The organism is Klebsiella sp. 2680 (genome assembly GCF_900198535.1).
GTDB classification, from domain to species: Bacteria; Pseudomonadota; Gammaproteobacteria; order Enterobacterales; family Enterobacteriaceae; genus Klebsiella; species Klebsiella indica.
Map to the genome: position 1 here is coordinate 90,199 of NZ_FZNJ01000001.1, position 25,468 is coordinate 115,666.

Sequence of the window (25,468 nt, forward strand, 5' to 3'; positions counted from 1 at the left end):
TTTACTGCACATTTTTAAGCGATTTTTGTCTTAAAAAAATCATTCGGCGCTGGCAAGAAGCGATTCACGTAAGCGCTGAGCCGCCAGCCCCTGTTCGTGATGTTTCGACCAGACTAGCCACATTTCCGAGACCGCATCCTGTTCTTTAATCGGCAACCAGCGCATTTCCGGCAACTGAACTCGCTTAAACGAAGCAGGTAAAATGGACACCCCAAGCCCGGCGGCAACCAGTCCGATAATGGTCATCGCCTCCCCCACCTCCTGGGTAATAACCGGCGACAGGCCATAGCGGCGCATTAACCCCAGAATATCGTCGTACAGCCCGGTGCCTACATGGGGATCGAAAAACACGAACGGTTCCCGCGCCAGCTCCCGCAAACTCACGCCGGGCTGGCTGGCCAGCGGATGATCGCAAGGGACCATTGCCAGGAGCGGTTCACGCAAAATTCGTTCCCAGACCAGCGTATCCGGCAGTTGCGTATTACGCATCAGCCCGAGATCGAGCCCGCCTTCGTTAAGCGGCACAATTTGTTCGCGGGTATTGGTTTCCCGGGTCTGGATATGAACATCAGGGTAGCGGCGGCGGAAAGTCGACAGGGTGTCGGATACCGTCTTAATCAACGGCGCTGAAGAGGTAAAACCAATGCGCAATTCGCCGGTTTCGCCATGATGCAGACGGGCGGCCCGCGCGGCGGCATCATCTACCTGAGAGAGGATTTGTCGGCTGTCGGCCAGAAACTGTTTTCCGGCCTCCGTCAGGCTCACGCTACGGTTAGTGCGGGCAAAAAGACGTGCGCCAATTTGCTGTTCGAGAATTTGAATCTGCTGGCTAAGGGGCGGCTGGGAAATGTTTAACCGCGCGGCGGCATGGCCAAAATGCAGCTCTTCAGCCACCGCGATAAAGTAACGCAAATGACGCAGCTCGATATTCATATTTAAAACGTCTTATTTGAGATTATTAATATATTAGACAGAATATTTTGCTTTTCATACCCTTAAATACGTGCAGCGTCTGGCACTTAACACACTGTTTATCACCAAGGATTTTTCCGTGAGTCGTACAACTACCGTTGACACCGTCCCGGCAAGCGATGTCAGCGACATTATCGTTCCTCAGCCAAATCAGTTTATTAAACGCGGTACCCCCCAATTTATTCGTGTCACCCTCGCTCTCTTTTCCGCCGGACTGGCAACCTTTGCGCTGCTCTATTGCGTACAGCCGATCCTGCCGGTGCTCTCCCGCGAATTCGGTATCTCACCGGCCAGCAGCAGTATCTCGCTGTCGATTTCCACCGCCATGCTGGCGATTGGGCTGCTGTTTACCGGCCCGCTTTCCGACGCCATTGGCCGCAAGCAGGTGATGGTGACCGCGCTGGTGCTGGCCTCCTGCTGCTCCCTGCTGTCCACAATGATGTCCGGCTGGCATGGGATCCTGATAATGCGCGCGCTAATTGGCCTGTCGCTGAGCGGCGTCGCGGCGGTCGGTATGACCTATCTGAGTGAAGAGATTCACCCCAGCGTCGTCGCCTTCTCGATGGGGCTTTATATCAGCGGTAACTCTATTGGCGGTATGAGCGGGCGTCTGTTGACCGGGGTGTTTACCGATTTCTTTGGCTGGCGCATTGCGCTGGCGGTAATCAGCGGTTTCGCCCTGGCGGCGGCAATTATGTTCTGGCGTATCCTGCCGGAGTCGCGTCACTTCCGCCCGACCTCGCTGCGGCCTAAATCGTTGCTAATCAACTTTCGCCTGCACTGGCGCGATCGCGGATTGCCGTTGTTGTTCCTCGAAGGTTTTCTGTTAATGGGGTCGTTTGTCACCCTGTTTAACTATATCGGTTATCGACTGATGCTCTCGCCGTGGTCGCTGAGCCAGGCCGTTGTCGGCCTGTTATCAGTGGTCTATTTGACCGGCACCTGGAGTTCGCCAAAAGCCGGCGCCATGTCGGTCCGCTACGGTCGCGGCCCGGTGATGCTGTTCTTTATCGCGGTGATGCTCATCGGCCTGCTGCTCACGTTGTTCTCTTCACTCTGGCTGATTTTTATCGGTATGCTGCTGTTCTCGGCCGGTTTTTTCGCTGCTCACTCGGTAGCCAGTAGCTGGATTGGCCCGCGTGCGCGCCGCGCCCGCGGTCAGGCATCATCGCTCTATTTATTCAGCTACTATGTAGGTTCCAGCGTCGCGGGCACGCTGGGCGGCATCTTCTGGCATAACTACGGCTGGAATGGCGTGGGAGGGTTTATCACCCTGATGCTGATGGTGGCCCTGCTGACCGGCTGGTGTTTGCACAATCGTCTGAAATAGCATTTGTTCACGTGGCCTGAACTGGTCACGTGACTCACCTCTCGCCTCAGTGCTCTACGGCGTAAAAGCGCTGAGGGTAAACCATCAGCCACGCGCCTCCCACCTCGTTATGGGCTGCTGCCGCAGCACCGGCCCGTTATTGCTCATACTCTTCTCTGATTGTCCGCAAGATTTAGGCAGGAAGTTCTCGCATCCCTCGACCTGACGATGGTATCAGGATAGTGTAGAAGCCAACGAATCATTTACTTTTCATTAGCAACATCCCAGAGTGTAACTATGACAAAAAACGAAAACTATCATCTGCTTACTCACACCTTCCAGCGCCTTTCACGCTTTTCGCACCTCTCCGCCATTGCCGGCTGGGATATGTTCACGATGATGCCGCCTGGCGGCAGCGCGGCCCGCAGCGAAGCGTTAGCGGAACTCGGCGTTTTGCAGCATCAGATTCTGACAGATAAAAAAGTAGGGGAATGGCTGAACAACGCGCTTCAGGAAGATCTGAACGATGTCGAACAGGCCAATCTGCGCGAAATGACCCGCCAGTATGAGCAGGCGGCGCTGCTGCCGGAAAGTCTGGTTGAAGCCAGATCGCTGGCGGGAAGCCGCTGCGAGCACGCCTGGCGCAGCCAGCGCCCGGCCAATGACTGGTCAGGGTTTGCCGAAAACCTGCGTGAAGTGGTCAGGCTCAGCCGCGAAGAGGCGCAAATCCGGGCCGCAGCAAAAGGCTGTTCCCGCTATGATGCGCTGCTGGATATCTTTGAGCCAGATATGACCAGCGCGCGGCTTGACGTCCTGTTCGCCGATCTTAAATCCTGGCTTCCCTCGCTGCTGGCACAGGTTGTGGAGAAGCAGGCGCATACGCCGCTCATCGCGCCAGAGGGGCCGTTCCCGATTGCCGACCAGCGTGAACTGGGGCTGGAAACGATGCGCGTACTGGGGTTTGATTTTGACAGCGGGCGCCTGGATATCAGCGCCCATCCGTTCTGCGGCGGCGTGCCGCAGGATGTCCGCATCACCACCCGTTACAATGAAAATGACCTGCTCAGCGCCCTGTTTGGCGTGATTCATGAAACCGGCCACGCGCGCTATGAACAAAATCTGCCGCGTAACTGGCTCGGTCAGCCCATCGCCCATGCCCGTTCGACGGCAATCCACGAGTCGCAAAGCCTGTTTTTTGAAATGCAACTTGGCCGCAGCACCCCCTTCCTGCAGCGCCTGCTGCCTACGGTACGCCAGTACTTCGGCGATCAACCGGCCTTTAATCAGCAGAACTTCATTGCCTGGAATCAGCGCGTCAAACCAGGCTTTATCCGCGTCGATGCCGATGAAGTGAGCTACCCGGCACATATTATTCTGCGTTACGAAATCGAACGCCCATTGATTGATGGCGAAATCGAGGTCGATGATATTCCGGCTTTATGGGATGAAAAAATGCAGCACTGGCTCGGGCTGTCCACCAACGGCAACTACCGCGATGGTTGTATGCAGGATATCCACTGGACTGACGGCGGCTTTGGCTACTTCCCGTCTTATACCTTAGGGGCAATGTACGCCGCTCAACTGATGGCATCGGCCAAACGCGCCCTGCCGAAGTTAGAAAGCGACATCGCCAGCGGCAACCTTAGCGCCCTTTTCGACTGGCTGCGGCAGAATATCTGGCAGCACGGTAGCCGTTTCAGCACCTCACAGTTGATTCAACATGCTACCGGGGAAGACCTTAACAGCGACTTTTTCCGCCAGCACCTCATCGCGCGCTATCTTTAATTTCTCCGGCGTCGGGCTCAGCCTGACGCCGTGTCTCTCTTTGTCGCACGAGATTGTACATACCGTTACACGCCGATACCAAACACTCACGGAAACCCCGAAAAGACAAGCATATAGTTATTTCAACGGCCCCGCAGTGGGGTTGAAATGAAGAAACCTTTTCGAGGATATCAGAATGAATAAAGTATTAGCTCTGGTCGTTGCCGCTGCTATGGGTCTGTCATCTGCTGCTTTCGCTGCCGACGCGGCCACCACCACCACCACGGCTCCGGCTGCTGCAACTCACAGCACCACCGCTAAAGTGGTTCACCACAAGAAACACAAAAAAGCGGTTAAACCGGCAGCAGAGCAGAAAGCACAGGCTGCTAAAAAACACAAAAAAGTAAAAGCTAAACCTGCTGCAACCCAGAAAGCGCAGGCTGCTAAAAAACACAAAAAAATCACCAAGCATCACGCCGCTAAACCGGCGACACAACCGGCTGCTTAATCTCCACGGTTAGGTTGTTAGGTTGGTTGACATCAGATCGGCGCTGTCTCCTTCAGCGCCGTTTTTTCTGGAGAGCACCCATGCTGCAGCGCTATCGTTTTGAGCTCATCCTGATCCTGCTGATTATCTGCGCGCTGGTCGCCAGCCGTTTTTTTCTCGACTAAATACTGATACCTGCCAGAAGCAACCAGAAAATCCCCGGTCGCTGTTAAACGTTCGGGTTGCATCCGCAACGGTCACATGTCCTCAACGTCCCCTCCCTCGCGGATCAAAGCCTGATTACAGAACGTGAACGGCCTTAACCAGTAGATAACCGGTAGCGCCCCAGATCATCGCAGACGCCAGCGAAACATAGACTAATGCGCGAATACCTTGTTTAGACATCGATCCTCCCGTACAACGGATATAAGAAATTGCCGGTATCATCGCCGGGCTAACATCACTGTTTGCTCAACAAGGTCGTCGCAATCACACTGTTTACGGTGAGAAAATGTTTCGCTTTTAACGTCATTCATAAACACGTAAAGAAATGCTCTTTTCCGCTAAAGTTATCTCTTTTTTCGCAATGGTTACACTAACCGGCGCTCAGAGAACGCGCATATTGATATTGCGTTATTTCTCACGGACTCTCGTACGTTCGGATACACGATTTATATTGCTTCCACTTCCTTTTTCTGCGGAAATAGCGCTAACGGAAATCGACGTTAAACTATTGAAATCACGCCATTCGCCTGATTGTCACCGGCGACTTTTGCTGATTTTTCCTGCCGTTCGGCTTGATTGGAATTATTCTTAACTTTCATAAACTTAAATCTGCTGCTACTTTCAATATACAGAATTATCTCCCCTGAGAGTGATATGCGTAGAGACGTACTGTTATTACTGTGTTCAATTTGCCTGCTGCCTTCGTGGGTCCTGGCTGACGACGATGGCATGAGTGCAAAAGATATTAAAACGTTATTTTTCGGTCACGATAACCGTAAACCGGTAAGCACGCCGGCTGATGATCCCTGGGATGCCATTGGGCAACTGGAAACCGCCAGCGGCAATCTCTGCACCGCCACGCTTATCTCTCCTCATCTGGCCCTCACCGCCGGACACTGCCTGCTTACGCCACCCAACGGTAAACCGGATAAACCTGTCGCGTTGCGCTTTATCTCACACAAGGGGCGCTGGGTTTACGAAATTCACGGGATTGAAGGCCGCGTTACGCCATCACTGGCAAAGCGGCTTAAAGCCGATGGCGACGGCTGGATAGTGCCAACGACAGCGGCGCCCTGGGACTTCGGCCTTATCATGATCCGCTATGCGCCGTCCGGGATTACGCCGGTGCCGATTTTTAGCGGCACGAAAGCCGAGCTGACCGCCGCGCTGAAAACCGCAGAACGTAAAGTGACTCAGGCAGGCTATCCGGAAGATCATCTGGATAACCTTTACGCGCATGAGGATTGCGTGGTGACCGGCTGGGCACAGAGTTCGGTCCTCTCCCATCAATGCGATACCCTGCCGGGGGACAGTGGCTCGCCGCTGTTGCTAAAAACGGCTAACGGCTGGCAGGTCATTGCGGTACAGAGCTCAGCGCCTGGCGCAAAAGATCGATGGCGAGCCGATAACCGCGCCATCGCCGTTACCGGTTTTCGCGACAAACTGGAAGCGCTGGCCGCCCAATAAGTGGCCAGCCCTGCCGTTGATTTATCTGCAATAACAGAGTGAAATCGTGCTTCTGAGCCAAAGCCCGGTATTTCACCAGATTCAGGCAAGTTTAATTAAGACCATGCCCGCCACCAGCAGGATTAAACCGATCCAGCCTTTCCTGTTCAGACGCTGACCAAACAGTATCCACCCGGCGGCAATGGTTACTGCGATACCAAAACCGCCCCACAGCGCGTAGGCTACCGACAAATCAATCCCTTTGACCGCCTGCGAAAGTGCGCTAAAGGCGCCGAGGACTGCCGCCAGCGACATCATGCCGTACAATTTGCGGCGAAAGCCATCAGAAAACTTCAGAAACACGTTGGCAATAATTTCCAGTACAATAGCCAGCGCCAGCCAGGCGGCGTGAACCCACTCAAACTGTTGTGGCATGACGGCCCTCCTTACACGGACTCACGGCTTTCTGCGTCCCGGATTTAATCAATACAATTCCGGCAATCAGCGTGATCAAACCGGCGATTTTTATTGTTGACAGTGCCTCATCAAACAGCAGAACGCTGAAAATAGTGATCAGTAAAATACCTGTCCCTTCCCATAAGGCATAAGCCACGCCGAGGGCGATTTTTTTCACCGCGAAAGCCAGAAAAATATAAGAGAGCGTGATCATCACCAGCATTAAAATAAATCCCGAATGACCACCGCTGACACCCGCCCATTTCATCGACAAGGTGCCGGTAATTTCAGCAACGATGGCAAGCGCTAATAAAAGCCAATAAAACATGATCCCTTCTCCTGCTTGAGAATATAATTCGTTGCGGTTTACGGCGTCGTAAACCGGAAAAATATCGACGTTATTTTAGCCGTGCGCGAAGCGCCAGCTCAGGCAGAAAGAAGAAGACTAAAGCGCCGAGCGCCAGTGCTGTTCGCCAGAAAAACAGGCGTTAAAGAGGGAAACTACAGGGTGATGGGAAATATACATCCTGAACTGATTGTCCATAAAATTACAATTATCCGCGGGATTGCTTCTCGTCATTTGCGGATGGAAATTGTCCTCAGTCGTTATACACCCGGAGATTTGTACCATAATGTCACATTTAACTCAAAGTCTTTGCAGTTCTTTACTGCGGATATTTGATTTTGATTAGTTTTTCTCTTGTCGCCTGCCATTATGATGGCGCCCCATCGATTATTTATTACAGGCGGCTTTTTGAGGGAGCACAGGCGAATTAGGTAGCAAAAGCATTGAGACACTGACTTTAGTAACGTCTACAATGGCTCATATTAAACTCCATTTTTCTCGCGCAGGGAACGGTATGGCGAAACCCATCATCACGCTTAACGGCTTAAAAATAGTCATCATGCTCGGCATGCTGGTTATCATCCTCACCGGCATTCGCTTCGCGGCGGATATCATCGTGCCCTTCGTCCTGGCGCTCTTTCTGGCGGTGGTGATTAATCCCCTGGTCCAGTTGATGGTGCGCTGCCGGGTGCCGCGGGTGCTGGCTATTTCGCTGCTGGTGGGCGTGATTGTCCTGCTGGCGGTGGTGCTGCTGGCTTCGCTCGGCACGTCGCTAAATGAACTGGCGCGTACCCTGCCGCAATATCGCAATTATCTCTATGAACCGATGCAGACCGTTGCGCCGTGGTTACAGCGTTTCGGTTTTACTGTTTCTGTGGTTGAGCTTAATAAGTATATTGACCCGAATGCGGTCATGACGCTGGTTACCAGTCTGCTTACCCAGCTTTCCAATGCCATGTCCTCTATCTTTCTGCTGCTGCTGACGGTGGTGTTTATGCTGCTGGAAGTGCCACAGCTTCCCGCCAAGCTGCAACAGCTGATGTCGCGACCGGTGGAAGGTATGGGGGCGATTCAGCGCGCGCTGGATAGCGTCTCCCACTATCTGGTATTAAAAACGGCCATCAGCCTGGTCACCGGTCTGGTGGTCTGGGGAATGCTGGTGCTGCTGGACGTCCGTTTCGCCTTTATGTGGGGGCTGCTGGCTTTTGCGCTCAACTATATTCCCAATATTGGTTCCGTTCTCGCGGCGATCCCGCCAATTTTACAGGTACTGGTGTTTGGCGGCCTGTACGACGCGCTGGTGGTGCTGGCGGGCTACCTCGTCATTAACCTGGTGTTCGGCAACATCCTCGAACCGAGAATTATGGGACGCGGGCTGGGACTGTCGACGCTGGTGGTCTTCCTGTCATTGATCTTCTGGGGCTGGCTGTTAGGCCCTGTTGGTATGCTGCTCTCAGTACCGCTAACGATTATCGTCAAAATCGCCCTCGAACAGACGGTAGCCGGGCAAGGCATCGCCTACCTGCTAAGCGATTTGAGCAAAGATTAATTCGAAAACAAATGGTTAACACCTGGCGCATATTCCGCCGGATGACGGCTAATGCTGTCCGGCCTGCGTGAGCTACGCAAAAATTCCCTCTCCATTTTCTCTCTACGGGCCGCCCGGCCCGTAGAGCAACGCTTCTCCCTCATTATTGATCTCCCTCACATCTTTCGCCTGCTAATTATTACTCTCAGGCTAATAATTTGCTGCGAGCCTTAATTGATGCGTGCCGCGCCGGGACGCACACTAACTTCCACAGCAGGCAATCAAAACGATTTGTCGAATCAGGAGGTTAATAATGAATGCCGAACAAACGACGGGGCGAGTCTGGAACCGCCGCCGTACGGAAAAACAGCGGCGACTGACCGAGGCCGGGATCTCAGGCAAGGTGATCCCCGGCGATCGGCTGGTTGCCGTACTGGAACATCTGCTGGCCCCCGGGGATCGGGTGGTGCTGGAAGGCAACAACCAGAAACAAGCGGATTTCCTCTCCCGGATGCTGGCGGAAGTCAACCCGCAAAAAATCCATGACCTGCATATGATTATGCCAAGCGTCGGGCGCAGCGAGCACCTGGATCTCTTTGAAAAAGGTATCGCCCGTAAGCTCGATTTCTCCTTCTCCGGTACCCAGAGTCTGCGGATTTCACAACTGCTGGAAGATGGCTTACTGGAAATCGGCGCGATCCACACCTACATCGAACTCTACTCGCGTCTGTATGTCGACCTGTCGCCAAACGTGGCGCTGATCGCCGGTTATAAAGCCGATCGCAAAGGCAATCTTTACACCGGGCCGAGCACCGAAGATACCCCCGCGCTGGTTGAAGCCGCCGCTTTCCATGACGGTATCGTCATTGCGCAGGTTAATGAACTGGTGGATGACGAATGCGACCTGCCGCGGGTGGACATTCCCGGCTCGTGGATTGATTACGTCGTTGTCGCCGATAAACCGTTCTTTATCGAACCGTTGTTTACCCGCGACCCGCGCCTGATCAAGCAAGAACATATCCTGATGGCGATGATGGCGATTAAAGGTATCTATGCCGAACATCAGGTGCAGTCGCTGAACCACGGTATCGGCTTTAACACCGCCGCTATCGAACTGCTGCTGCCTACCTACGGCGAACAGCTCGGTCTGAAGGGTAAAATCTGTAAACACTGGACGCTGAATCCGCATCCCACCCTTATCCCGGCCATCGAAAGCGGTTGGGTAGAAAGCGTGCACTGCTTCGGCGGCGAACTGGGCATGGAAGAGTATATTCGCGCGCGGCCGGATATCTTCTTCACCGGCGCCGATGGCTCCATGCGCTCCAACCGCGCCTTCTGCCAGTTGGCGGGCCAGTACGCGGTAGATATGTTTATCGGTTCCACGCTGCAAATTGATGGCTACGCCAATTCATCAACCGTGACTCGCGGGCGCCTCTCCGGCTTCGGCGGCGCGCCGAATATGGGCCACGACCCGCACGGCCGCCGCCACGCCACGCCGGCATGGTTAAACATGATCACCGAACCGGACCCGATGCAGCGGGGTAAAAAGCTGGTCGTACAGATGGTGGAAACCTTCCAGGCGGGCGTCAAACCCACCTTCGTGGAAAAACTCGACGCCGTTGACGTCGCCAGAAGCGCCGGAATGCCGCTGGCGCCGGTAATGATTTACGGCGATGACGTCACCCACGTTCTGACCGAGGAAGGCATTGCCTATCTCTATCGCGCGGAAAGCCTTGAAGAGCGCCGGGCAATGGTTGCGGCCGTCGCGGGTATCACCGATATCGGCCTCGGGGTCGACGCCAGACGCGTGGCCGGGCTGCGCCGTAGCGGCAAAGTCGTCTATCCGGAAGATATCGCGATTCGTCGCAGTGACGCCACCCGCTCGCTACTCGCGGCCGGTAGCGTGGCCGACCTGGTGGAGTGGTCTGACGGCCTTTACAACCCACCGGCAAAATTCCGGAGCTGGTAATGAAAAAACTCTCTCCCCAATTCGCCGAATCGCGGACCCGCTGGCTGGCGCATACCGCCAGCGCCTGTCTGGTCGCCGAAGCCCGCCTGAGTCCGAAACCCGGTCTGGTCGATCGGCGCGGCAGCGGTGCCCATCAGGATCTGAATCTGGCGCTGATGGAACGCTCGGCCCGTAGTCTGAAACCAACGTTTCACGCCCTGGCCCAACAAAGCTGGCTGCGTCCGGCCGATGTCGCCCTGCGCGAGACGATTGGTCGCCTGGGGCGCGAAGGTGAAGCCCGAATGATGCAGGTAACGTCGGGGGTAAATACCCATCGGGGCGCGATCTGGGCGCTCGGTCTGCTGGTCAGCGCCACGGCCATGCTGGGGGGAGACGCTCATGCACAGAGGATTGCGGAAACCGCCGCCGCCCTCGCCCGTTTGCCGGACGTCTGCGCGCCAAAAACCTTCAGTAAGGGTCTGCGCGCCAGCCGCCGCTGGCAGGTACCCGGCGCGCGGGAAGAAGCACAGCGCGCGTTTCCGCACATCACCACCCTGGCGCTGCCGCAGTTATTGCGCAGCCGTGCTCAGGGGGCCAGTGAGCCGCAGGCCCGGCTTGACGCGCTGATGGCGATTATGACTTCGCTTAGCGATACCTGCGTGCTCTCCCGCGCCGGAATGGCGGGCCTTGAAGCCATGCGGTACGGCGCGGGCGAAGTGCTGGCCGCCGGAGGATGTGCGACGGCGTCGGGTCGGGCCGCGCTGGCGCGTCTTGATGCGCAGATGCTGGCGCAGAACGCCTCACCGGGTGGCGCGGCCGATCTCCTTGCCGCCACCCTGTTTCTCGATCGGGTTTCCGCCTAACGCATTCAGAGGATGTTATGGAACAGATTAAATTTTCACTTCCTGCCAACCGCGCCCTCAGCGGCAAAGCGCTGGCAGGCGTTGTAGGCTCTGGCGATATGGAAGTGCTCTATACCGCCGGAGAGAGCGATACGCTCGACGTCGAGATCACCACCTCCGTGGATAACAGCCAGGCCCGCTGGCACGCATTGTTCGAACGGCTGAACCTGATTAACGGCCTGCCCGGCGGACAACTGGTCATCCACGACTTTGGCGCCACCCCCGGCGTCGCACGGATCCGTATTGAACAGGTTTTTGAGGAGGTGACTTATGCGTAACGATTGCAGTTTCATTGAACTGCGCGCCCGCGAACGCGCCCGTACTCTGCTGGATGACGGCAGCTATCGCGAACTGCTGGACCCGTTCGAAGGCATTATGTCGCCATGGCTTGGCGCGCAGGGTATCGTCCCGCAGTCCGACGACGGCATGGTGGTGGCAAAAGGCACCATTAACGGCCGACCGGCGGTCGTTGTCGCCATCGAGGGAACCTTTCAGGGCGGGAGCATGGGCGAAGTTTCCGGCGCCAAAATGGCCGCCGCCCTTGAACTGGCGGCGGAAGATAACCGCAACGGCATTCCCACCCTGGCGGTACTGTGTCTGGAAACCGGCGGCGTGCGCCTGCAGGAAGCCAATCTGGGGCTTGCCGCCATCGCCGATATTCATGCCGCGATTGTCGACCTGCGTCGCTATACCCCGGTGGTCGGTATTGTCGCCGGCACCGTCGGCTGCTTCGGCGGCATGTCCATCGCCGCGGCGCTGTGCAGCTACCTGATCGTCACCCGCGAAGCCCGCCTCGGTCTCAACGGGCCACAGGTTATCGAACAGGAGGCCGGGATTGAAGAGTACGACTCCCGCGACCGGCCATTTATCTGGAGCATGACCGGCGGTGAAATTCGCTATGCCAGCGGCCTGGTGGATGCCCTGGTGGCTGACGGCGTCAATGCGGTGAAAACGGCCATGAACGAGGCAATTGCCAAAGGCGTACCGGCCCAACATCGCAGCGACAAATATGATGATTTCCTGAGCCGTCTGACCCGCTTCGATACCCGCCAGCAGGCAGACGCCGCACAGATCAAACAGCTATTCGCCCGGGAGGAAAAATAATGCGTCAGTTCACTAACCGTGCCGCGCTGTGGCTAAACCAGCTGGCGTCGGATACCCCGCTTATGGCCGGCCTGTGCCCATCGGTACAGGTTGCCGACGCCGATTTGAACGGCGAAACCGTGCGTTTTATCGCCGTGGTGCCGGATGCTGACAACCACTATCCGCGCGCCGCTAAAGGCGAAGTCGGCCTGCTTGAAGGCTGGACGCTGGCGAAAGTGGTCAATGAGACCATTGACGCTGACAGGGATAACGCGGTGAAACGCCCGATTATTGCAATTATTGATGTGCCAAGTCAGGCCTATGGTCGCCGCGAAGAAGCCTTCGGAATTCATCAGGCGCTGGCCGGTGCCGCAGGCGCGTATGCAAAGGCACGCCTTGCCGGGCATCCGGTGATTGGCCTGATCGTCGGCAAAGCCATGTCCGGCGCTTTTCTGGCCCACGGTTACCAGGCCAACCGTCTGATTGCCTTCAACGATCGCGGCGTACAGGTCCACGCGATGGGCAAAGCCTCGGCTGCGCGCATCACCCTGCGTACCGTTGACGCGCTGGAGAAACTGGCGGCGACCATCCCGCCAATGGCCTATGACGTCAGCAACTACGCGACGCTTGGCCTGCTCTCCGCACTGCTTGACATCAGTAACCCGGATGCCCCGGCCGCCAGCGATCTGACGCTGGTCACCGCCACCCTGCGCGACGCCATCGCTGACGCGCGTCAGGATGCCTCTCTGAAGTGCCGACTTGGCGCGGAGAACCGCCGGTGTTCCCGACAGGTACGCGATCGTATGCGCGCCAGCTGGTAGTCAGTTCATAAATAGAAAAACCTGCCGGAAGCGGTCGTCTGAGGCACTCGGTGAGTGCCTCAGAAAGAGGCTGCTTTTAGAAAATATAACAATCGCGCCAGTACCTTATTCTCTCTACAGGTGATTTATGACTTATGTGATTATTCATGCCCTCGCGCCGATTTTTGTCATCATGCTGCTGGGCTTCTGGGCCGGTAAGGCCAAAATGGTTGACAACAAAAACGTCTCGCTACTCAACATCTTCGTGATGGATTTCGCCCTACCCGCCGCACTGTTCAGCGCCACAGTGCAAACGCCGTGGCGCGGTATTGTCGCCCAATCGCCGCTGATCCTGGTGCTCACCGGGGCCATGTGGATCACCTACGCGGTTATCTATTTTCTTGCCACCCGCGTCTTTAAACGTACGCCGCAGGACGCTGCCGTACTGACCCTTACCGTAGCGTTGCCTAACTACGCTGCCCTTGGTCTGCCCATTCTGGGTAGCGTACTTGGCGAAGGCGCGTCAACATCGCTTTCGGTCGCCGTCTCCATCGCCTGCGGTTCGGTACTGATGACGCCCTTCTGCCTGCTGATCCTGGAACGCGAAAAAGCATGCGCCGCAGGAGAAAACAGCGGTTCGACGCTGGCAATGCTGCCGGTGCTGATGTGGCGTTCGGTGAAAAAACCGATTGTCTGGGGGCCGCTGTTGGGCGTGGTGCTTTCCGCCATTGGAATCAAAATGCCGGACCTCCTGCTGGCATCCATTAAACCACTGGGGCTGGCGGCCACCGCCGCAGCGCTGTTCCTGACCGGGGTGATTCTGTCAGCACGTAAACTGCAGCTCAACACGCTGATCGCCACATCCACCATCGTTAAACTGCTGGTGCAACCCTTTATCGCCTGGGGTCTGGTGATGATACTGGGTCTGCAGGGTTCTATTGCCATTACCGCCATTCTGATGATTGCCCTTGCGGCGGGGTTCTTCGGCGTGGTCTTCGGTAACCGTTTTGGCGTGCAGTCGCCGGATGCGGAAGCGGTGCTGCTGTTAAGCTCGGTTCTGTGTATCCTGTCACTGCCGCTGTTTATCACTTTAACGTCAGGGATCTAACGATGTCATTAACGCCGCGTCCTCACGATTTAGTCTGGTTGAATCATACCGCCGCGCTGGAAGCAATTGAGGAACTGTGGGTTGCACAGCACTGGCGTATCAGCCTGCCGGTGGTGGTGCGACGCGACGTTGACGCCAACGCCCGTATTCCTGTGGGGGTAAGGGGCATGAAACGCGATCAGCGTGCCGCCGGCTGGGTACAGGAAGAAAATATCATCCGCATTGTCAGTCCGGAAATGCTCGCCGAACGGCAACGGCTTCTGCGTTCACCATTTGTCTCCCAGCCGCCGGTACAGGCGGCTGTTACCCTGACTCGGCATCACTGGCCGTGGTGCTGGGGCATTACCGGCAGTACCGGCTATGCCCTGGCTACCGAAATCCCCGTTATACACGCGACCAGCGATCTTGATCTGCTGATCCGCGCGCCGCTCCCCGTCGCCCGCGCGGAACTGCTCACGTGGCAATCCTGCGTCGCGCAACTCCCCTGCCGGGTAGATACTCAGGTCGAAACGCCTGAAGGGGCTTTCGCGCTCAATGAATGGCTGCGCGAGGGGCGAGCGCTGCTGAAAACGTCCCGCGGCGCATATCTGACCACTGCGCCATGGGCCAGGGAGGATGTATGAAAATTCTCTTTACCTTTCCCGGTCAGGGAAGCCAGCGACCGGGTATGCTCGCCACGATCCCCGATCGCCAGAATATTCTCACCGTCACGCGGGCCGTGCTCGGCGAGGAAGTCGATCATCTGGATAGCGCCGCCGCATTAAAACACACCCGCGCGGTGCAGCTCTGCCTGCTGATTACGGGCGTCGCCTGGGCGCGAGAACTTCAGCGTGAAGGTGTGCACCCGGATATAGTCTGCGGCCTGTCGATAGGCGCTTTCCCTGCGGCGGTCATTGCCGACGCGCTGGATTTCGCCGATGCCCTGCGGCTGGTGGCGCTACGCGGCGATTTAATGGAGCAGGCCTGGCCGCACGGCTACGGGCTCACCGCTATTATGGGGCTGCCTGTCGATCGCATAGAAAAACTGATCGCTGCCAGCGAACTCTATATCGCCAATCTGAATGCCGAAACGCAGGTTGTGATTGCCGGACGCGACGAAGAGATGGCGCGAGTCGCCCAACTGGCGCTGAAAGCGGGCGCAACCAAAGCGCAGCGCCTGGCGGTCAGCGTCCCTTCACACTGCGCGCTACTGGATAAACCGGCGTCAGCGCTGGCGAAGGCCTTCGCTGACGTCTCGCTCCGACGACCGCGCTGCGCGTATTTAAGCGGCTCCACGGCGCGCGTTTTATGGGATCCGTTAAAGATTGCTGACGATCTGGCGCTAAATATGGCGCGAACCGTGCGCTGGCAGGACGCGATGGTTGCCGCTGATGAACGGGAGGCGCGTCTGGCGATCGAGATGCCGCCGGGCGGCGTGCTGACCGGCCTCACCCGCCAGGCAGGCTGGCAAGGAGAGTGTATTTCGCTGGAGCACAATGGCGTCAGCGTTGCGCGTCACCGGGTTACCCGGCTGAGTGACTGAGGCTGCGGGCATACATTCTCCCTTCAGCCGCCAGCGCCAGCAGATCGGCGTCACGCTCGCGATGATGTGAATAGACAATCGAGATCGACTGGCGCATCTGATAACACTCAGCCAGCTTTAACAACTGCACGTCATTTTCATAGACTTTTTTCATTCGCCCTGGCAGCAGCGCAAACCCCACGCCCGCCTGCACCAGGCTAATCATCGAAAAGATATCGTTAACCCGGGTGACGATTTCAGGTTCAAATCCGGCTACCTGAAACGCCTCCTGAAAACCCGCATAGGTTGCGAACCCTTCTGCCAGCGAAACAAATTTACGGTCGGCATAATCGCGCAATTCAGCAGGCCCGGCGGTATTCAGATGCTCCGTCGCCGGGGCTGCGAGGAAAATATCATCCTCAAACAGCGGGACCACATCAAAATCCGCCTGGCTGTACTCGCCTTCGTTGGTGGCAATCAGAATCGCATCCAGCGCGTCATCTTCCAGCATATCCAGCAGCATCTGATTCGACCCCATTGTGAGATCTAATTCCAGCGCAGGACGCCGTAGCTTCATGCCCATGATAATGCGCGGTACGGTTTCCAGAGTCAGTGAGTAAAGCGTGCCGATGCGCAGTCGCCCCTGCCCGATACCAGCGACTTTACGTGTCGCTTCCAGCCCGCGGTTCATCAGATTTATCACATCCTGGCAGTACTCCAGCAGCGTCCATGCCGCCGGGAGCGGCAGCAGATTGCGCCCTTTATGGCTAAACAGCGGGCAGCCAACGCCCTCTTCCAGGGTATGCAACGCCCGGTGAACGCTGACGCCGCTCAGTTGCATGGCCTCTGCGGTTCTGGCGATATTGCCCTTCGCCATAAACACCATAAATACCGACAGTTTGCGGAAAGTGATCTCCTGGTTAATATCGTCTTTCATTGCCCTGCGCTCCACGTTTCCGTCTTCAGTATCTTTTTTATGTGTGATTTCAATACAGTATAACCACAATGGACGATTAAAAAATTAGCCGGAACCGGGATATGCCTGCAGAGACATAACTTATTGCAATTTAGCGGTTTCGCCCGGCTGGCAGTCGCGAGGAGATAATCCCGGGTAAAAGGATTGCGGCAATGAGCAGGATTTATTCATTCACGACCGATGCCGGATAGCGCAAATTAATCCATAGCGAAGCGGGCAAAGAAAAACCCCGACTTGCGGGGTCTGAGGCTGGCGAACAACCGTTTGGCTATGACGCTCGCATTGCTGTCGGGCGGAGGCTGGCGCCTTGCCAGACCTGCAACACCCATCCCGTAGGCCCGGTAAGACGCCACCGGGCATTTCAACGAAACGGACTTACAGCGCCATATCGTGCTGCGGTGACGTTTCCGCCTGCGGCGCTGCCGGTTTGGCGGTCATAACCGGCGCGGTCGCGTTCATCTCAATCACCGGCGGTTTGGTTAACTGCAGCGCCGCCGCCGTATCATCCCAGACCTGCTGAGTGAGCGCGACATTGCCGTTCAGCGTCTGGCCGTAGCTCGGCACGATATCGCGAATGCGGCTTTGCCATTGCGGTGAATTAAACTGCTCCGGGAACATTTGCTTAAGCACATTCAGGGCGATCGGCGCGGCGGTGGAAGCCCCTGGTGATGCCCCCAGCAGTGCGGAGAGCGTTTTCTGCTGATCGACCACCACTTCGGTGCCCAGTTTCAGGACGCCACCCTTCTCCGCATCTTTTTTGATGATCTGTACACGCTGTCCGGCCTGAATCAACTTCCAGTCCTCTTTGCGCGCGTCCGGATAATACGCTTTCAGCGCCGCAAAACGGTCGTCGTCGCTCAGCATGACCTGGCTAATAAGATATTTCACCAGATCAAAGTTATCCAGACCAACCTGTGTCATCGGTAGCACGTTACTGGTGGTGGTTGTGCTCAGCAGGTCAAAGAACGAGCCATTTTTAAGGAACTTCGTTGAGAAGGTGGCAAATGGCCCAAACAGCACCACCCGCTTACCGTCAATGAAACGGGCATCAAGATGCGGTACCGACATCGGTGGCGCGCCAACCGAGGCCTGACCGTACACTTTCTGTCGGTGCTCGTTGGTCACTGCCGGGTTTTCAGTCATCAGGAAGGAGCCGCCAACCGGGAAACCGGCATAATTATCCGCTTCCGGGATGCCGGTTTTTTGCAGTAATTTCAGCGCCCCGCCGCCCGCGCCGATAAATACGTATTTTGCATCGATCGCCTGCTCTTCGCCGCTATTAACGTTTTTGACCGTCACATGCCAGGAATTATCCGCATTACGTTTAAAATCGGTGACTTCGGAAGAAGTTTGCAGCGTGAAGTTATTATTTTTTTCCAGACTACCGATTAACTGACGGGTTATTTCCCCATAGTTAACGTCGGTACCAACCGGCGTCCATGTCGCCGCCACGCTTTGCTGCGGATCGCGGCCTTCCATCACCAGCGGCGCCCACTGTTTTATTTGCGCGTGATCGGTGGAAAATTTCATTCCCTGGAATAGAGTGGTTTGTTGCAATGCGGCATAACGTTTTTGCAGATAATCCACATTATCGCCCCAGACAAAACTCATATGTGGGGTGGAGTTAATAAACGAGTGCGGATCGTGCAAAATGCCGCGTTTGACCTGCGCCGTCCAGAACTGGCGGGAGATCATAAACTGTTCGTTAATATTCAGCGCCTTGCTGATATCAATAGACCCATCCGGGCGTTGCGGCGTATAGTTCAGTTCCATATTGGCGGAGTGCCCGGTACCGGCATTATTCCAGCCGTTCGAGGACTCCAGCGCCACGCCATCGAGTTTTTCGACCATCACCTGTTTCCACTCCGGCTGTAATTCTTGCAGCCAGGTCCCCAGCGACGCGCTCATAATGCCGCCGCCAATCAACAGGAAATCGGTTTTATTTGAGGTATTGTCATTGGCGAAAGCGATCGGGCTAACCAGCATCGCTAATGCGGTCATCGATATAATCGTTTTTTTAATTGCAGGCATAATAAAAATATCACATAGCACAAGTGTAATAAGGATGTGCATATTAACGCAGTTTTACTTTATTTTAAAATGCCATTTACACATTCACTCGCAGTCATGATTATTATTCTGGTTTTTTAACTTAAAAAAGTAAAATAATGACAAAAATTACGGGACAGGGGAATTCGCGGGCGGCCAGACAATAACGGAATAAGAGCCTATCCCACCAGGCGTTATTGGCGCAGACAGATTGAACACGGCCAGCGCGGAAGAACCGGAGCGTACACCTAGTACGTGAGGATTCTGAGCACTGCCCAGGTTCAAAATGACAAGCAAAATAGCCCTAATGGGATAGGCTCTAAGCACAGACCAACCGTGTGGATATAATATCCCCCTGAAAAAGATTATTTTCATTCATTCGGCGTGTATCGCGAAAATACACGCCCGATGACTGAGTTTACGCGACCGGCTGCATCGCACGCAGCGCAATGCGCAAATGACCGTTATTCTCTGCCAGCAGTTCACGCGCCTGCCAGGCATCAAGCCCGCTGATGATCATCAATATCGCCGTCCGGCAGTGCTGATTGCAACTGGTCAGCGCCGCTTTCGCTTCGCTGCGCGAACAGGCCGTTGCCGCCATCACAATAGCAATCTGGCGCTCGGCCCAGCGCGGTGTACTGGCCTGGAGATCGACACGCAGGTTTTCGTAGACTCGCCCCTCGCGAATCGCCAGCCCGGTGGTCAGCATATTGAGGATCTGCCGCTGCGCGATTTGCGCTTTCGGATTACCAAAACCCGCTACCGCCTCTGGCCCGGTTTGCGGGGCAATAATGATATCCGCCAGTTGTGCGGCTTCACTGTCGGCTTCCTGCGTCACAACCGCAATGGGCGCGCCGAGCGACCAGGCGTGACGCATCGCTCCCCACACCCACGGAGTTTTGCCGCTTACCGTCAGCGCCAGCAGCATATCCTGGTTGCTGAACTGTATGGCCTGTAGCTCAAAGGCGCCAAGATCGTAATTATTCGCGGCGGTTTCCATCTCCTGGAGCGCGGCTGCCGCGCCTCCGGCGATCAGCGCAACCAGAGCATGTTTTCCCTCAGGCGCAAATTCATTTACCGTTTGCACGGCGGCACGCCCGGATGCGCCAGCCCCGACAATAACCAGTCGCCCTCCCCGGCTCAACGCCGCCGTGGCGTTATCAATCAGACGGGCAATCTCCGGCAAACAGGCCGCAACAGCGTCGACAATCTGCTTATTATCCTTATCCAGCATCGCCAGCATATCGAGTGTGGCAAGCGTATCAATATGGGTGGTTTCAGGGTGGCGTCGTTCCATCATTGAAGCGGTTGGCTTACTGCTCATAAAAACCTCCATTTAACACAGAAACAACTTACAGGGGCGAAAGTGAGAACCTGGGGCAAACCCTTTCATTAACCATGGTTATAAATGGAAGTGTAAAGCATTCCTGACATGCTTAATTCCACGGTAGTCACAGTTTTATCGCCGATGAAATTTTCCATCTGTCGATTGTCTGTTTTCCAGCCAGTGGCAATGGCATTGAGATAAGATGCAATAGCATCACAGATTGCTGACAAAGTGCGTTTTTCCGGAATTGCCCGGCGGCGCTTCGCTTGCGTGGGCCTACGAAAAACCCATAACATAATGATATTATTGGTTTTATATGCCAGGTAAGGCGATAGCCGCCACCCGGCAGAAATGTGAGCACAATATCTAAATCAGGTTTGTCATCAGCCTCAGATGCAATAGCATCATTAGCGCAGCGTCAGGCCGCCATCAACAAAGTACTGGCTTCCGCTGACATATGACGCGGCATCGGATAAAAGAAAAAGCGCCACTTCCGCGGCTTCAACCGCCGTCCCCTGACGGATAAGCGCCAGACGACTGACCACCGATGCTTCAAATTCGCGACGAACATCTTCACGCATAAAATGGCGAAAATCGGTATCAATCGGTCCCGGAACTAACGTGTTAACCCGAATATTTTTCGCGCCCAGCGCGGACGCCGCCCTCGCGGTCAATGATCTTTGCCCCGGCAAGCCCAATACCGCTTGTCGCGCCAGTGATAAGAATGTTTTTTGCAGTAAATCTTGCCATTCTCGTTACCCTGATGATCATTGGTGGTCAATTAATGAAATCCATCAAGATGGTAACCAGCGAAGGACTATTTGATAATATTACTATTATCAACAGAACTGTTTGGGAAAATAGATATAATGCGTGGAAGTGATTTTGCTGAATTACGCGCCTTTGCCATGGTGGTTGAGCAAGGCAGTTTCACCCGTGCTGCCGCGCATCTTGGTGTTACGACCTCCACATTAAGCGCAACCATTCGTCGGCTCGAAGCGCGTATCGGCGTGCGTTTACTGCACCGCACCACGCGCAGCGTCGCGCCCAGCGAGGCCGGGATACGTATGATGCAACAGCTGGGCCCCGCACTGACTGCGCTGGAAGACGCGGTTACCGAGGCACAAACGACTCACGCCCCCGCAGGGCGTTTGCGGCTCAATGTATCACGCGTCGCCGCTATTCATTATCTGGCCCCGATGCTGGGCGATTTTATGCAACGCTACCCTAGCATTACGCTGGATATCATTACCGATGATGCTCTGATTGATATCGTGTCGTCAGGGTTTGATGCGGGAATTCGTCTGGGCGAGAAGCTTCATCAGGATATGATTGCCGTCAGGCTAAGCGGCGATCTTGAGATGAAAGTCGTGGCATCACCGCACTATCTGGCGCAGGCGACGCCTCCCCGCAAACCACAGGATTTGTTGCAGCACCCCTGCCTGACTTATCGACGACCAAGCGACGGCAGCGTTTATCGATGGGAGTTTCAGCGCCATGACGAACGCTGCGAGATTGCGGTCAATGGGCCAATCATCGTGGATGAACCAGCCATGCTTACGCCATTAGCGCTCGCGGGCGTGGGCATCGCATATCAGTTCGCCCATCAGGTTGATCCCTGGCTGGAAACAGGTCAACTCGTTCAGTTACTCAAAACATGGACGCCTGCTTTCCCCGGCTTTTATCTCTACTACCCCAGTCGAAAACACATGGCGACACCACTGCGGGCATTTGTCGACTCTCTGCTGAGAACCTGAGATAAAAACGCAGCGGAGAGAATTATCCGCGGGTTGTCGAACTCAGGTTTCCTTGACGCCGCCTGGCCGGTAAAGAACGAGGACAACAGGTAAAACAGTTTTGTCATCCATCTTATTTCGTTTTTTTACACAGCTTTATGAAAGCCCCCCGTTCAGCGATAATACGCATCTATACGTTTTGCCATGGGGTTGGTATGAGTGAACTGGCACAGCAGACGGCACGCAAACGCTCAATGAGTATGAAGCTGAGTACCGCCGTCACCTTAATGATTGGCAGCGTGATCGGTTCAGTGCTGATCCTGGTCTATATCCTGTGGTTTATGCAGATTGGCGATGCCACCCGCGACGGTGTAAAAGATACGGCGCTTGCGGTGGCGCGGACGCTGGCTGACACGCCGGAAGTAAAGCGCGGCCTGACGCGGTCGCCGGACAGCGGCATCATTCAGCCACTGGCGCTGGCCGCCGCCAGACGCAATGGCCTGCTGTTTGCCGTGGTCACCAATATGGACGGCATCCGCTATTCGCATCCCGATAGCCAGATGATCGGTCACCCCTTTATCGGCGATGATATCCTGCCAACGCTGAAAGGCCGAGAAAACGTCGCCGTCAACCACGGTGTCCTTGCCCCGGCGTTGCGGGTATTCACGCCGGTCTTTGACGATAACCACCGGCAAATCGGCGTGGTGGCGATTGGTATTTCACTGAGCAAAGTAGACCAGCAAATCGCCGCCAGCCGTTGGGATGTGATTTTAACCGTGCTGTTCAGCGCGCTGGTTTGCGCGATGGGGACCTGGTGCCTGGTCCGCGGCCTGAAACGCGTTCTGCTGGGGCTTGAGCCGCAAGAGATCTCAACGCAGTTCCAGCAGCGCCAGGCGATGCTGCATTCGCTAAAAGAGGGCGTGGTGGCGGTGGATGCTGACGGCCAGGTGACGCTGATTAACCCTGCCGCACGGAATATTCTGTTTAGCGGCCCCGATAATGATATCTCTCAGACGCCTCTGCTGGCGGACCTGCAGGCAGTTCTGCAAACCGGACAGCCTATTTACGATCGGGAACTGGGATGTAACGGTTTTTTACTGCTCAGCAACACGGTTCCCGTCCGCAGCCAGAATGATGTGGTCGGTGCGATTAGCACCTTCCGTGATAAGACCGAAGTCAGCCAGCTACTGCAACGGCTGGACGGGATGGTAAACTATGTGGATGCGCTGCGTACCACTTCACATGAGTTTATGAATAAACTGCACGTGATTCTTGGCCTGCTGAATATGAAACGTTACGACAAGCTGGAAGAGTACGTACTGCAAACCGCCCATACTTATCAGGCGGATATTGGTGAAATCCAGCACCGTATTAAGTCACCGGTGGTCGCCGGTTTTTTAATTGGCAAAATTCAACGCGCGAAAGAGTGCGGGTTTACCCTGACCCTCGCCGACGAAAGTCTGGTACCAGACTGCCCGAATGAAAAACAGGTGACCGTGCTGGTCACCGTACTGGGTAATTTGATCGAGAATGCGCTGGATGCCATGAACGGCCAGGCCGAAGGTGAAATCAGCCTGCTGCTGCACTATCAGAATGGCTGGCTAAGCGGCGAGGTCAGCGATGATGGCCCCGGGATCCCGGAAGCGTTCATCGAAGATATCTTTAATAAAGGCTTCTCCACCAAGGGCGAGAATCGCGGCGTCGGGCTATTTCTTGCCAGTCAGCAGCTTCACGATCTGGGCGGATCGCTGGCTGTCGAATCCGAACCCGGCGTTTTTACTCAATTTTTTGTTCACCTTCCCTGGGACAGTAAAAGGAACAGTGCGTGATAAATGTATTAATTGTTGACGATGATGCCATGGTCGCCGAACTGAACCGCCTCTACGTGGCGCGAGTCAGTGGTTTTCGCTGTATCGCCACGGCATCTACGCTGAGTAAAGCCAGGGAGATGATTAACGACAAGACGCTGGAGATAGACCTGGTGCTGCTCGACGTCTATATGCAGCAGGATAGCGGTCTGGATCTGCTGCCCACGATCCGCGCTTCCGGGCGCGCCATCGATGTCATTATGATTACTTCCGCCGCGGACGCCGCAACGGTGCAGGCATCAATGCACTATGGTGTGGTCGACTATCTGATCAAACCTTTCCAGTTCCCGCGCTTTGAAGAAGCGCTGACCGCCTGGCGGGAAAAACGTAAACTGATGATTGGCCAGCCTTACTATGAGCAAGCGGATGTTGACCGACTGCTGCACGGCGGCGTCGCGGAAGCCACCGATGCGCGCAAACTACCAAAAGGCCTGACCGCTCAGACATTGCGCACCCTGTGCCAGTGGATCGATGCTCACCCGGACGTTGAATTTTCCACCGACGAACTGGCGGCGGCGGTGAACATCTCCCGCGTATCGTGCCGTAAATACCTGATTTGGCTGGCACAAATTAATATTCTGTATACCAACATTCACTATGGCGCCACCGGTCGCCCGGTGTACCGCTATCATCTGATCGCCGAGCAGTACGGCCTGCTTAAGCAGTACAGTCAATAAGCCGGTAGCCATCATCCAGCAACTGGAAGCGGAAACCGCGCTGTGAAGAGAGGATAACGTCGCGATTTTTAGTGACGAAAATCGCGTCGATATCCTCACGCTGACGCAGGGCCGCGCAGCCTTTCTCCACCCCAAGACCGTAAATCAGGGTAGTCCAGATATCGCCATCGAGAGAGTTTGTGGCAATAATCGTCACGCTTTCCAGTTCGTTATCCAGCGGATAGCCGCTACGCGGGTCGAGAATATGGTGCCAGCGTTGACCATCCTGCTCAAAATAGCGCTCATAAATCCCTGATGTCACCACCGACTGCCCCGTCACCGCAATACTGCCAATCAGCGCATCCGTTGTTGAGAAGGGTTTTTTCAGCCCTATCGACCATCTCCCAAGGGTATGCACGTTACCACCGAGGTTAATCAGCGCGTCACTCACCCGCTGCTGTTGCAAATAATCCCGCACCCGATCGGCGATATAGCCTTTGGCGATGGCCCCAAGATCGATCTCCATTCCCGCCTGTGCGAGATAAACGCTGCCGGCAGCATCATCAAGGATCACATCCTGCGGGCGCGTTAACGCCAGTCGGGCGGCGATATCCTGCGCCGCAGGCACACGATGGCCCTGAAAACCAATACGCCACAGTTTCACCAGCGGGCCTATCGCCAGATTGAACGCACTGTCCCGCACCATGCTGGCGGCTTTAGCGCATTTAATCAGCGTATAGACCGGCCGACTTACGGTGACGGGGTGACGCCCGGCAGCATGGTTAATATCCATCACCTGCGACCGGGCGCGGTTAACGGTAAGCAGATCTTCATAGCCTTTAATCAACTGAAAGACGCGTGACGCGAGGGCTTCATCATGAACATAGAGCTTAAGCAGAATGGGAGATCCCATCAGAACAGCGGAATAACTGTAGATGCGGTTGTCGGACATAATACACTCCCTGAGAGAGGTAATAAGCC

At 55.5% G+C, this 25,468-nt stretch carries 23 protein-coding genes and 2 pseudogenes; 16 read left to right on the forward strand and 9 right to left on the reverse strand.

Going from position 1 to position 25,468, the window contains the following annotated elements; all coding sequences use genetic code 11:
• Positions 1 to 39: 39 nt before the first annotated feature.
• The gene (locus FN037_RS00575; protein WP_138362157.1) at positions 40 to 933 is read right to left on the reverse strand and encodes a LysR family transcriptional regulator; all 894 of its coding nucleotides are present in this window, start codon (positions 931 to 933) and stop codon (positions 40 to 42) included.
• Positions 934 to 1,051: 118 nt separating this feature from the next.
• Between FN037_RS00575 and FN037_RS00580 the strand changes: the two genes are divergently transcribed.
• The 4 genes and pseudogenes from FN037_RS00580 (at position 1,052) to FN037_RS00595 (ending at position 6,224) form a co-directional block, all read left to right on the forward strand.
• Positions 1,052 to 2,302: an MFS transporter gene (locus FN037_RS00580; RefSeq protein WP_138362156.1), complete on the forward strand. Its 1,251-nt coding sequence runs from the start codon at positions 1,052 to 1,054 to the stop codon at positions 2,300 to 2,302.
• 276 nt (positions 2,303 to 2,578) lie between these two features.
• Complete coding sequence (locus tag FN037_RS00585; protein WP_138362155.1) at positions 2,579 to 4,066, forward strand: carboxypeptidase M32; 1,488 nt, start codon at positions 2,579 to 2,581, stop codon at positions 4,064 to 4,066.
• A 175-nt stretch (positions 4,067 to 4,241) separates the two neighbouring features.
• A pseudogene (asr, locus tag FN037_RS00590) lies at positions 4,242 to 4,547 on the forward strand (acid resistance repetitive basic protein Asr); the annotation flags it as partial.
• An 864-nt stretch (positions 4,548 to 5,411) separates the two neighbouring features.
• Positions 5,412 to 6,224, forward strand: a complete 813-nt coding sequence (locus FN037_RS00595; RefSeq protein ID WP_142501341.1) for a trypsin-like serine peptidase — start codon at positions 5,412 to 5,414, stop codon at positions 6,222 to 6,224.
• An 81-nt stretch (positions 6,225 to 6,305) separates the two neighbouring features.
• Here the strand turns inward: FN037_RS00595 and mdtI are convergent, their stop codons facing one another.
• The 3 genes from mdtI to FN037_RS24470 all read right to left on the reverse strand — a co-directional run bounded on the left by mdtI (position 6,306) and on the right by FN037_RS24470 (position 7,290).
• Positions 6,306 to 6,638, reverse strand: coding sequence for a multidrug/spermidine efflux SMR transporter subunit MdtI (gene mdtI, locus FN037_RS00600; protein WP_142501342.1), 333 nt, complete (start codon positions 6,636 to 6,638; stop codon positions 6,306 to 6,308).
• Complete coding sequence (gene mdtJ / locus FN037_RS00605) at positions 6,622 to 6,987, reverse strand: multidrug/spermidine efflux SMR transporter subunit MdtJ (RefSeq protein ID WP_142501343.1); 366 nt, start codon at positions 6,985 to 6,987, stop codon at positions 6,622 to 6,624. The genes mdtI and mdtJ overlap by 17 nt, the downstream gene beginning before the upstream one ends.
• A 117-nt stretch (positions 6,988 to 7,104) precedes the next feature.
• Positions 7,105 to 7,290: a hypothetical protein gene (locus FN037_RS24470; RefSeq protein ID WP_241675643.1), complete on the reverse strand. Its 186-nt coding sequence runs from the start codon at positions 7,288 to 7,290 to the stop codon at positions 7,105 to 7,107.
• A gap of 229 nt (positions 7,291 to 7,519) precedes the next feature.
• On the opposite strand from FN037_RS24470, the gene FN037_RS00615 reads away from it, so the two are divergent.
• The 9 genes from FN037_RS00615 (at position 7,520) to mdcH (ending at position 15,896) form a co-directional block, all read left to right on the forward strand.
• Positions 7,520 to 8,554: an AI-2E family transporter gene (locus FN037_RS00615; RefSeq protein ID WP_138362151.1), complete on the forward strand. Its 1,035-nt coding sequence runs from the start codon at positions 7,520 to 7,522 to the stop codon at positions 8,552 to 8,554.
• Between the two features lie 292 nt (positions 8,555 to 8,846).
• Positions 8,847 to 10,502 carry a malonate decarboxylase subunit alpha gene (gene mdcA, locus FN037_RS00620; RefSeq protein WP_138362150.1) on the forward strand — a complete coding sequence of 552 codons (1,656 nt, stop codon included), beginning with the start codon at positions 8,847 to 8,849 and terminating at the stop codon, positions 10,500 to 10,502.
• On the forward strand, positions 10,502 to 11,344 hold the full coding sequence (locus FN037_RS00625; protein WP_138362149.1) for a triphosphoribosyl-dephospho-CoA synthase: 843 nt from the start codon (positions 10,502 to 10,504) through the stop codon (positions 11,342 to 11,344). The genes mdcA and FN037_RS00625 overlap by 1 nt, the downstream gene beginning before the upstream one ends.
• A 17-nt stretch (positions 11,345 to 11,361) precedes the next feature.
• On the forward strand, positions 11,362 to 11,661 hold the full coding sequence (gene mdcC / locus FN037_RS00630) for a malonate decarboxylase acyl carrier protein (protein WP_142501344.1): 300 nt from the start codon (positions 11,362 to 11,364) through the stop codon (positions 11,659 to 11,661).
• Positions 11,654 to 12,487, forward strand: coding sequence for a biotin-independent malonate decarboxylase subunit beta (locus FN037_RS00635; protein WP_142501345.1), 834 nt, complete (start codon positions 11,654 to 11,656; stop codon positions 12,485 to 12,487). Before mdcC ends, FN037_RS00635 begins: the two co-directional genes overlap by 8 nt.
• Complete coding sequence (gene mdcE / locus FN037_RS00640; RefSeq protein ID WP_142501346.1) at positions 12,487 to 13,287, forward strand: biotin-independent malonate decarboxylase subunit gamma; 801 nt, start codon at positions 12,487 to 12,489, stop codon at positions 13,285 to 13,287. The genes FN037_RS00635 and mdcE overlap by 1 nt, the downstream gene beginning before the upstream one ends.
• A 127-nt stretch (positions 13,288 to 13,414) precedes the next feature.
• Positions 13,415 to 14,374 carry an AEC family transporter gene (locus FN037_RS00645; protein ID WP_138362145.1) on the forward strand — a complete coding sequence of 320 codons (960 nt, stop codon included), beginning with the start codon at positions 13,415 to 13,417 and terminating at the stop codon, positions 14,372 to 14,374.
• A 2-nt stretch (positions 14,375 to 14,376) separates the two neighbouring features.
• Positions 14,377 to 14,997: a malonate decarboxylase holo-ACP synthase gene (locus FN037_RS00650; protein WP_138362144.1), complete on the forward strand. Its 621-nt coding sequence runs from the start codon at positions 14,377 to 14,379 to the stop codon at positions 14,995 to 14,997.
• Positions 14,994 to 15,896 (forward strand): malonate decarboxylase subunit epsilon, encoded by a 903-nt coding sequence (gene mdcH / locus FN037_RS00655; protein ID WP_142501347.1) that lies wholly within the window; start codon positions 14,994 to 14,996, stop codon positions 15,894 to 15,896. The genes FN037_RS00650 and mdcH overlap by 4 nt, the downstream gene beginning before the upstream one ends.
• On the opposite strand, the gene FN037_RS00660 is transcribed toward mdcH, so the two are convergent.
• The 4 genes and pseudogenes from FN037_RS00660 to FN037_RS00675 form a co-directional block, all read right to left on the reverse strand.
• A complete protein-coding gene (locus FN037_RS00660) occupies positions 15,877 to 16,812 on the reverse strand; it encodes a LysR family transcriptional regulator (RefSeq protein ID WP_138362142.1) in 936 nt (311 codons plus the stop codon). The two genes, mdcH and FN037_RS00660, sit on opposite strands and share 20 nt — an antisense overlap.
• Before the next feature lie 414 nt (positions 16,813 to 17,226).
• Entirely contained in the window at positions 17,227 to 18,837 is a 1,611-nt protein-coding gene (gene mqo / locus FN037_RS00665) for a malate dehydrogenase (quinone) (RefSeq protein ID WP_409513731.1), read from the reverse strand.
• Between the two features lie 481 nt (positions 18,838 to 19,318).
• Positions 19,319 to 20,224, reverse strand: a complete 906-nt coding sequence (locus FN037_RS00670) for an N-acetylmuramic acid 6-phosphate etherase (protein WP_142501349.1) — start codon at positions 20,222 to 20,224, stop codon at positions 19,319 to 19,321.
• Positions 20,225 to 20,634: 410 nt separating this feature from the next.
• A pseudogene (locus FN037_RS00675) lies at positions 20,635 to 20,886 on the reverse strand (SDR family oxidoreductase); the annotation flags it as partial.
• 210 nt (positions 20,887 to 21,096) lie between these two features.
• Between FN037_RS00675 and FN037_RS00680 the strand changes: the two are divergent.
• From FN037_RS00680 to dcuR, 3 genes are all read left to right on the forward strand, one after another.
• Positions 21,097 to 21,984, forward strand: coding sequence for a LysR family transcriptional regulator (locus tag FN037_RS00680; protein WP_142501350.1), 888 nt, complete (start codon positions 21,097 to 21,099; stop codon positions 21,982 to 21,984).
• A gap of 194 nt (positions 21,985 to 22,178) precedes the next feature.
• A complete protein-coding gene (locus FN037_RS00685) occupies positions 22,179 to 23,792 on the forward strand; it encodes a sensor histidine kinase (protein ID WP_138362138.1) in 1,614 nt (537 codons plus the stop codon).
• Complete coding sequence (gene dcuR / locus FN037_RS00690; protein WP_138362137.1) at positions 23,789 to 24,508, forward strand: two-component system response regulator DcuR; 720 nt, start codon at positions 23,789 to 23,791, stop codon at positions 24,506 to 24,508. The genes FN037_RS00685 and dcuR overlap by 4 nt, the downstream gene beginning before the upstream one ends.
• Here the strand turns inward: dcuR and FN037_RS00695 are convergent.
• The gene (locus FN037_RS00695; protein ID WP_138362136.1) at positions 24,489 to 25,439 is read right to left on the reverse strand and encodes an FAD:protein FMN transferase; all 951 of its coding nucleotides are present in this window, start codon (positions 25,437 to 25,439) and stop codon (positions 24,489 to 24,491) included. The genes dcuR and FN037_RS00695 overlap by 20 nt on opposite strands.
• Between the last annotated feature and the right edge of the window lie 29 nt (positions 25,440 to 25,468).

Bases quoted from the DNA above. Each gene is read 5' to 3' on its own strand.
- FN037_RS00670 (WP_142501349.1), bottom strand. From the start codon at position 20,224: ATGAGCAGTAAGCCAACCGCTTCAATGATGGAACGACGCCACCCTGAA.
- FN037_RS00625 (WP_138362149.1), top strand. From the start codon at position 10,502: ATGAAAAAACTCTCTCCCCAATTCGCCGAATCGCGGACCCGCTGGCTG.
- FN037_RS00650 (WP_138362144.1), top strand. From the start codon at position 14,377: ATGTCATTAACGCCGCGTCCTCACGATTTAGTCTGGTTGAATCATACC.
- mdtJ (WP_142501343.1), bottom strand. From the start codon at position 6,987: ATGTTTTATTGGCTTTTATTAGCGCTTGCCATCGTTGCTGAAATTACC.
- FN037_RS00585 (WP_138362155.1), top strand. From the start codon at position 2,579: ATGACAAAAAACGAAAACTATCATCTGCTTACTCACACCTTCCAGCGC.
- FN037_RS00695 (WP_138362136.1), bottom strand. From the start codon at position 25,439: ATGTCCGACAACCGCATCTACAGTTATTCCGCTGTTCTGATGGGATCT.
- mdtI (WP_142501342.1), bottom strand. From the start codon at position 6,638: ATGCCACAACAGTTTGAGTGGGTTCACGCCGCCTGGCTGGCGCTGGCT.
- FN037_RS00685 (WP_138362138.1), top strand. From the start codon at position 22,179: ATGAGTGAACTGGCACAGCAGACGGCACGCAAACGCTCAATGAGTATG.
- mdcC (WP_142501344.1), top strand. From the start codon at position 11,362: ATGGAACAGATTAAATTTTCACTTCCTGCCAACCGCGCCCTCAGCGGC.
- mdcA (WP_138362150.1), top strand. From the start codon at position 8,847: ATGAATGCCGAACAAACGACGGGGCGAGTCTGGAACCGCCGCCGTACG.
- FN037_RS00645 (WP_138362145.1), top strand. From the start codon at position 13,415: ATGACTTATGTGATTATTCATGCCCTCGCGCCGATTTTTGTCATCATG.
- FN037_RS24470 (WP_241675643.1), bottom strand. From the start codon at position 7,290: ATGGTACAAATCTCCGGGTGTATAACGACTGAGGACAATTTCCATCCG.
- mdcE (WP_142501346.1), top strand. From the start codon at position 12,487: ATGCGTCAGTTCACTAACCGTGCCGCGCTGTGGCTAAACCAGCTGGCG.
- mdcH (WP_142501347.1), top strand. From the start codon at position 14,994: ATGAAAATTCTCTTTACCTTTCCCGGTCAGGGAAGCCAGCGACCGGGT.
- FN037_RS00595 (WP_142501341.1), top strand. From the start codon at position 5,412: ATGCGTAGAGACGTACTGTTATTACTGTGTTCAATTTGCCTGCTGCCT.
- FN037_RS00635 (WP_142501345.1), top strand. From the start codon at position 11,654: ATGCGTAACGATTGCAGTTTCATTGAACTGCGCGCCCGCGAACGCGCC.
- FN037_RS00575 (WP_138362157.1), bottom strand. From the start codon at position 933: ATGAATATCGAGCTGCGTCATTTGCGTTACTTTATCGCGGTGGCTGAA.
- mqo (WP_409513731.1), bottom strand. From the start codon at position 18,837: ATGCTGGTTAGCCCGATCGCTTTCGCCAATGACAATACCTCAAATAAA.
- FN037_RS00660 (WP_138362142.1), bottom strand. From the start codon at position 16,812: ATGAAAGACGATATTAACCAGGAGATCACTTTCCGCAAACTGTCGGTA.
- FN037_RS00680 (WP_142501350.1), top strand. From the start codon at position 21,097: ATGCGTGGAAGTGATTTTGCTGAATTACGCGCCTTTGCCATGGTGGTT.
- FN037_RS00615 (WP_138362151.1), top strand. From the start codon at position 7,520: ATGGCGAAACCCATCATCACGCTTAACGGCTTAAAAATAGTCATCATG.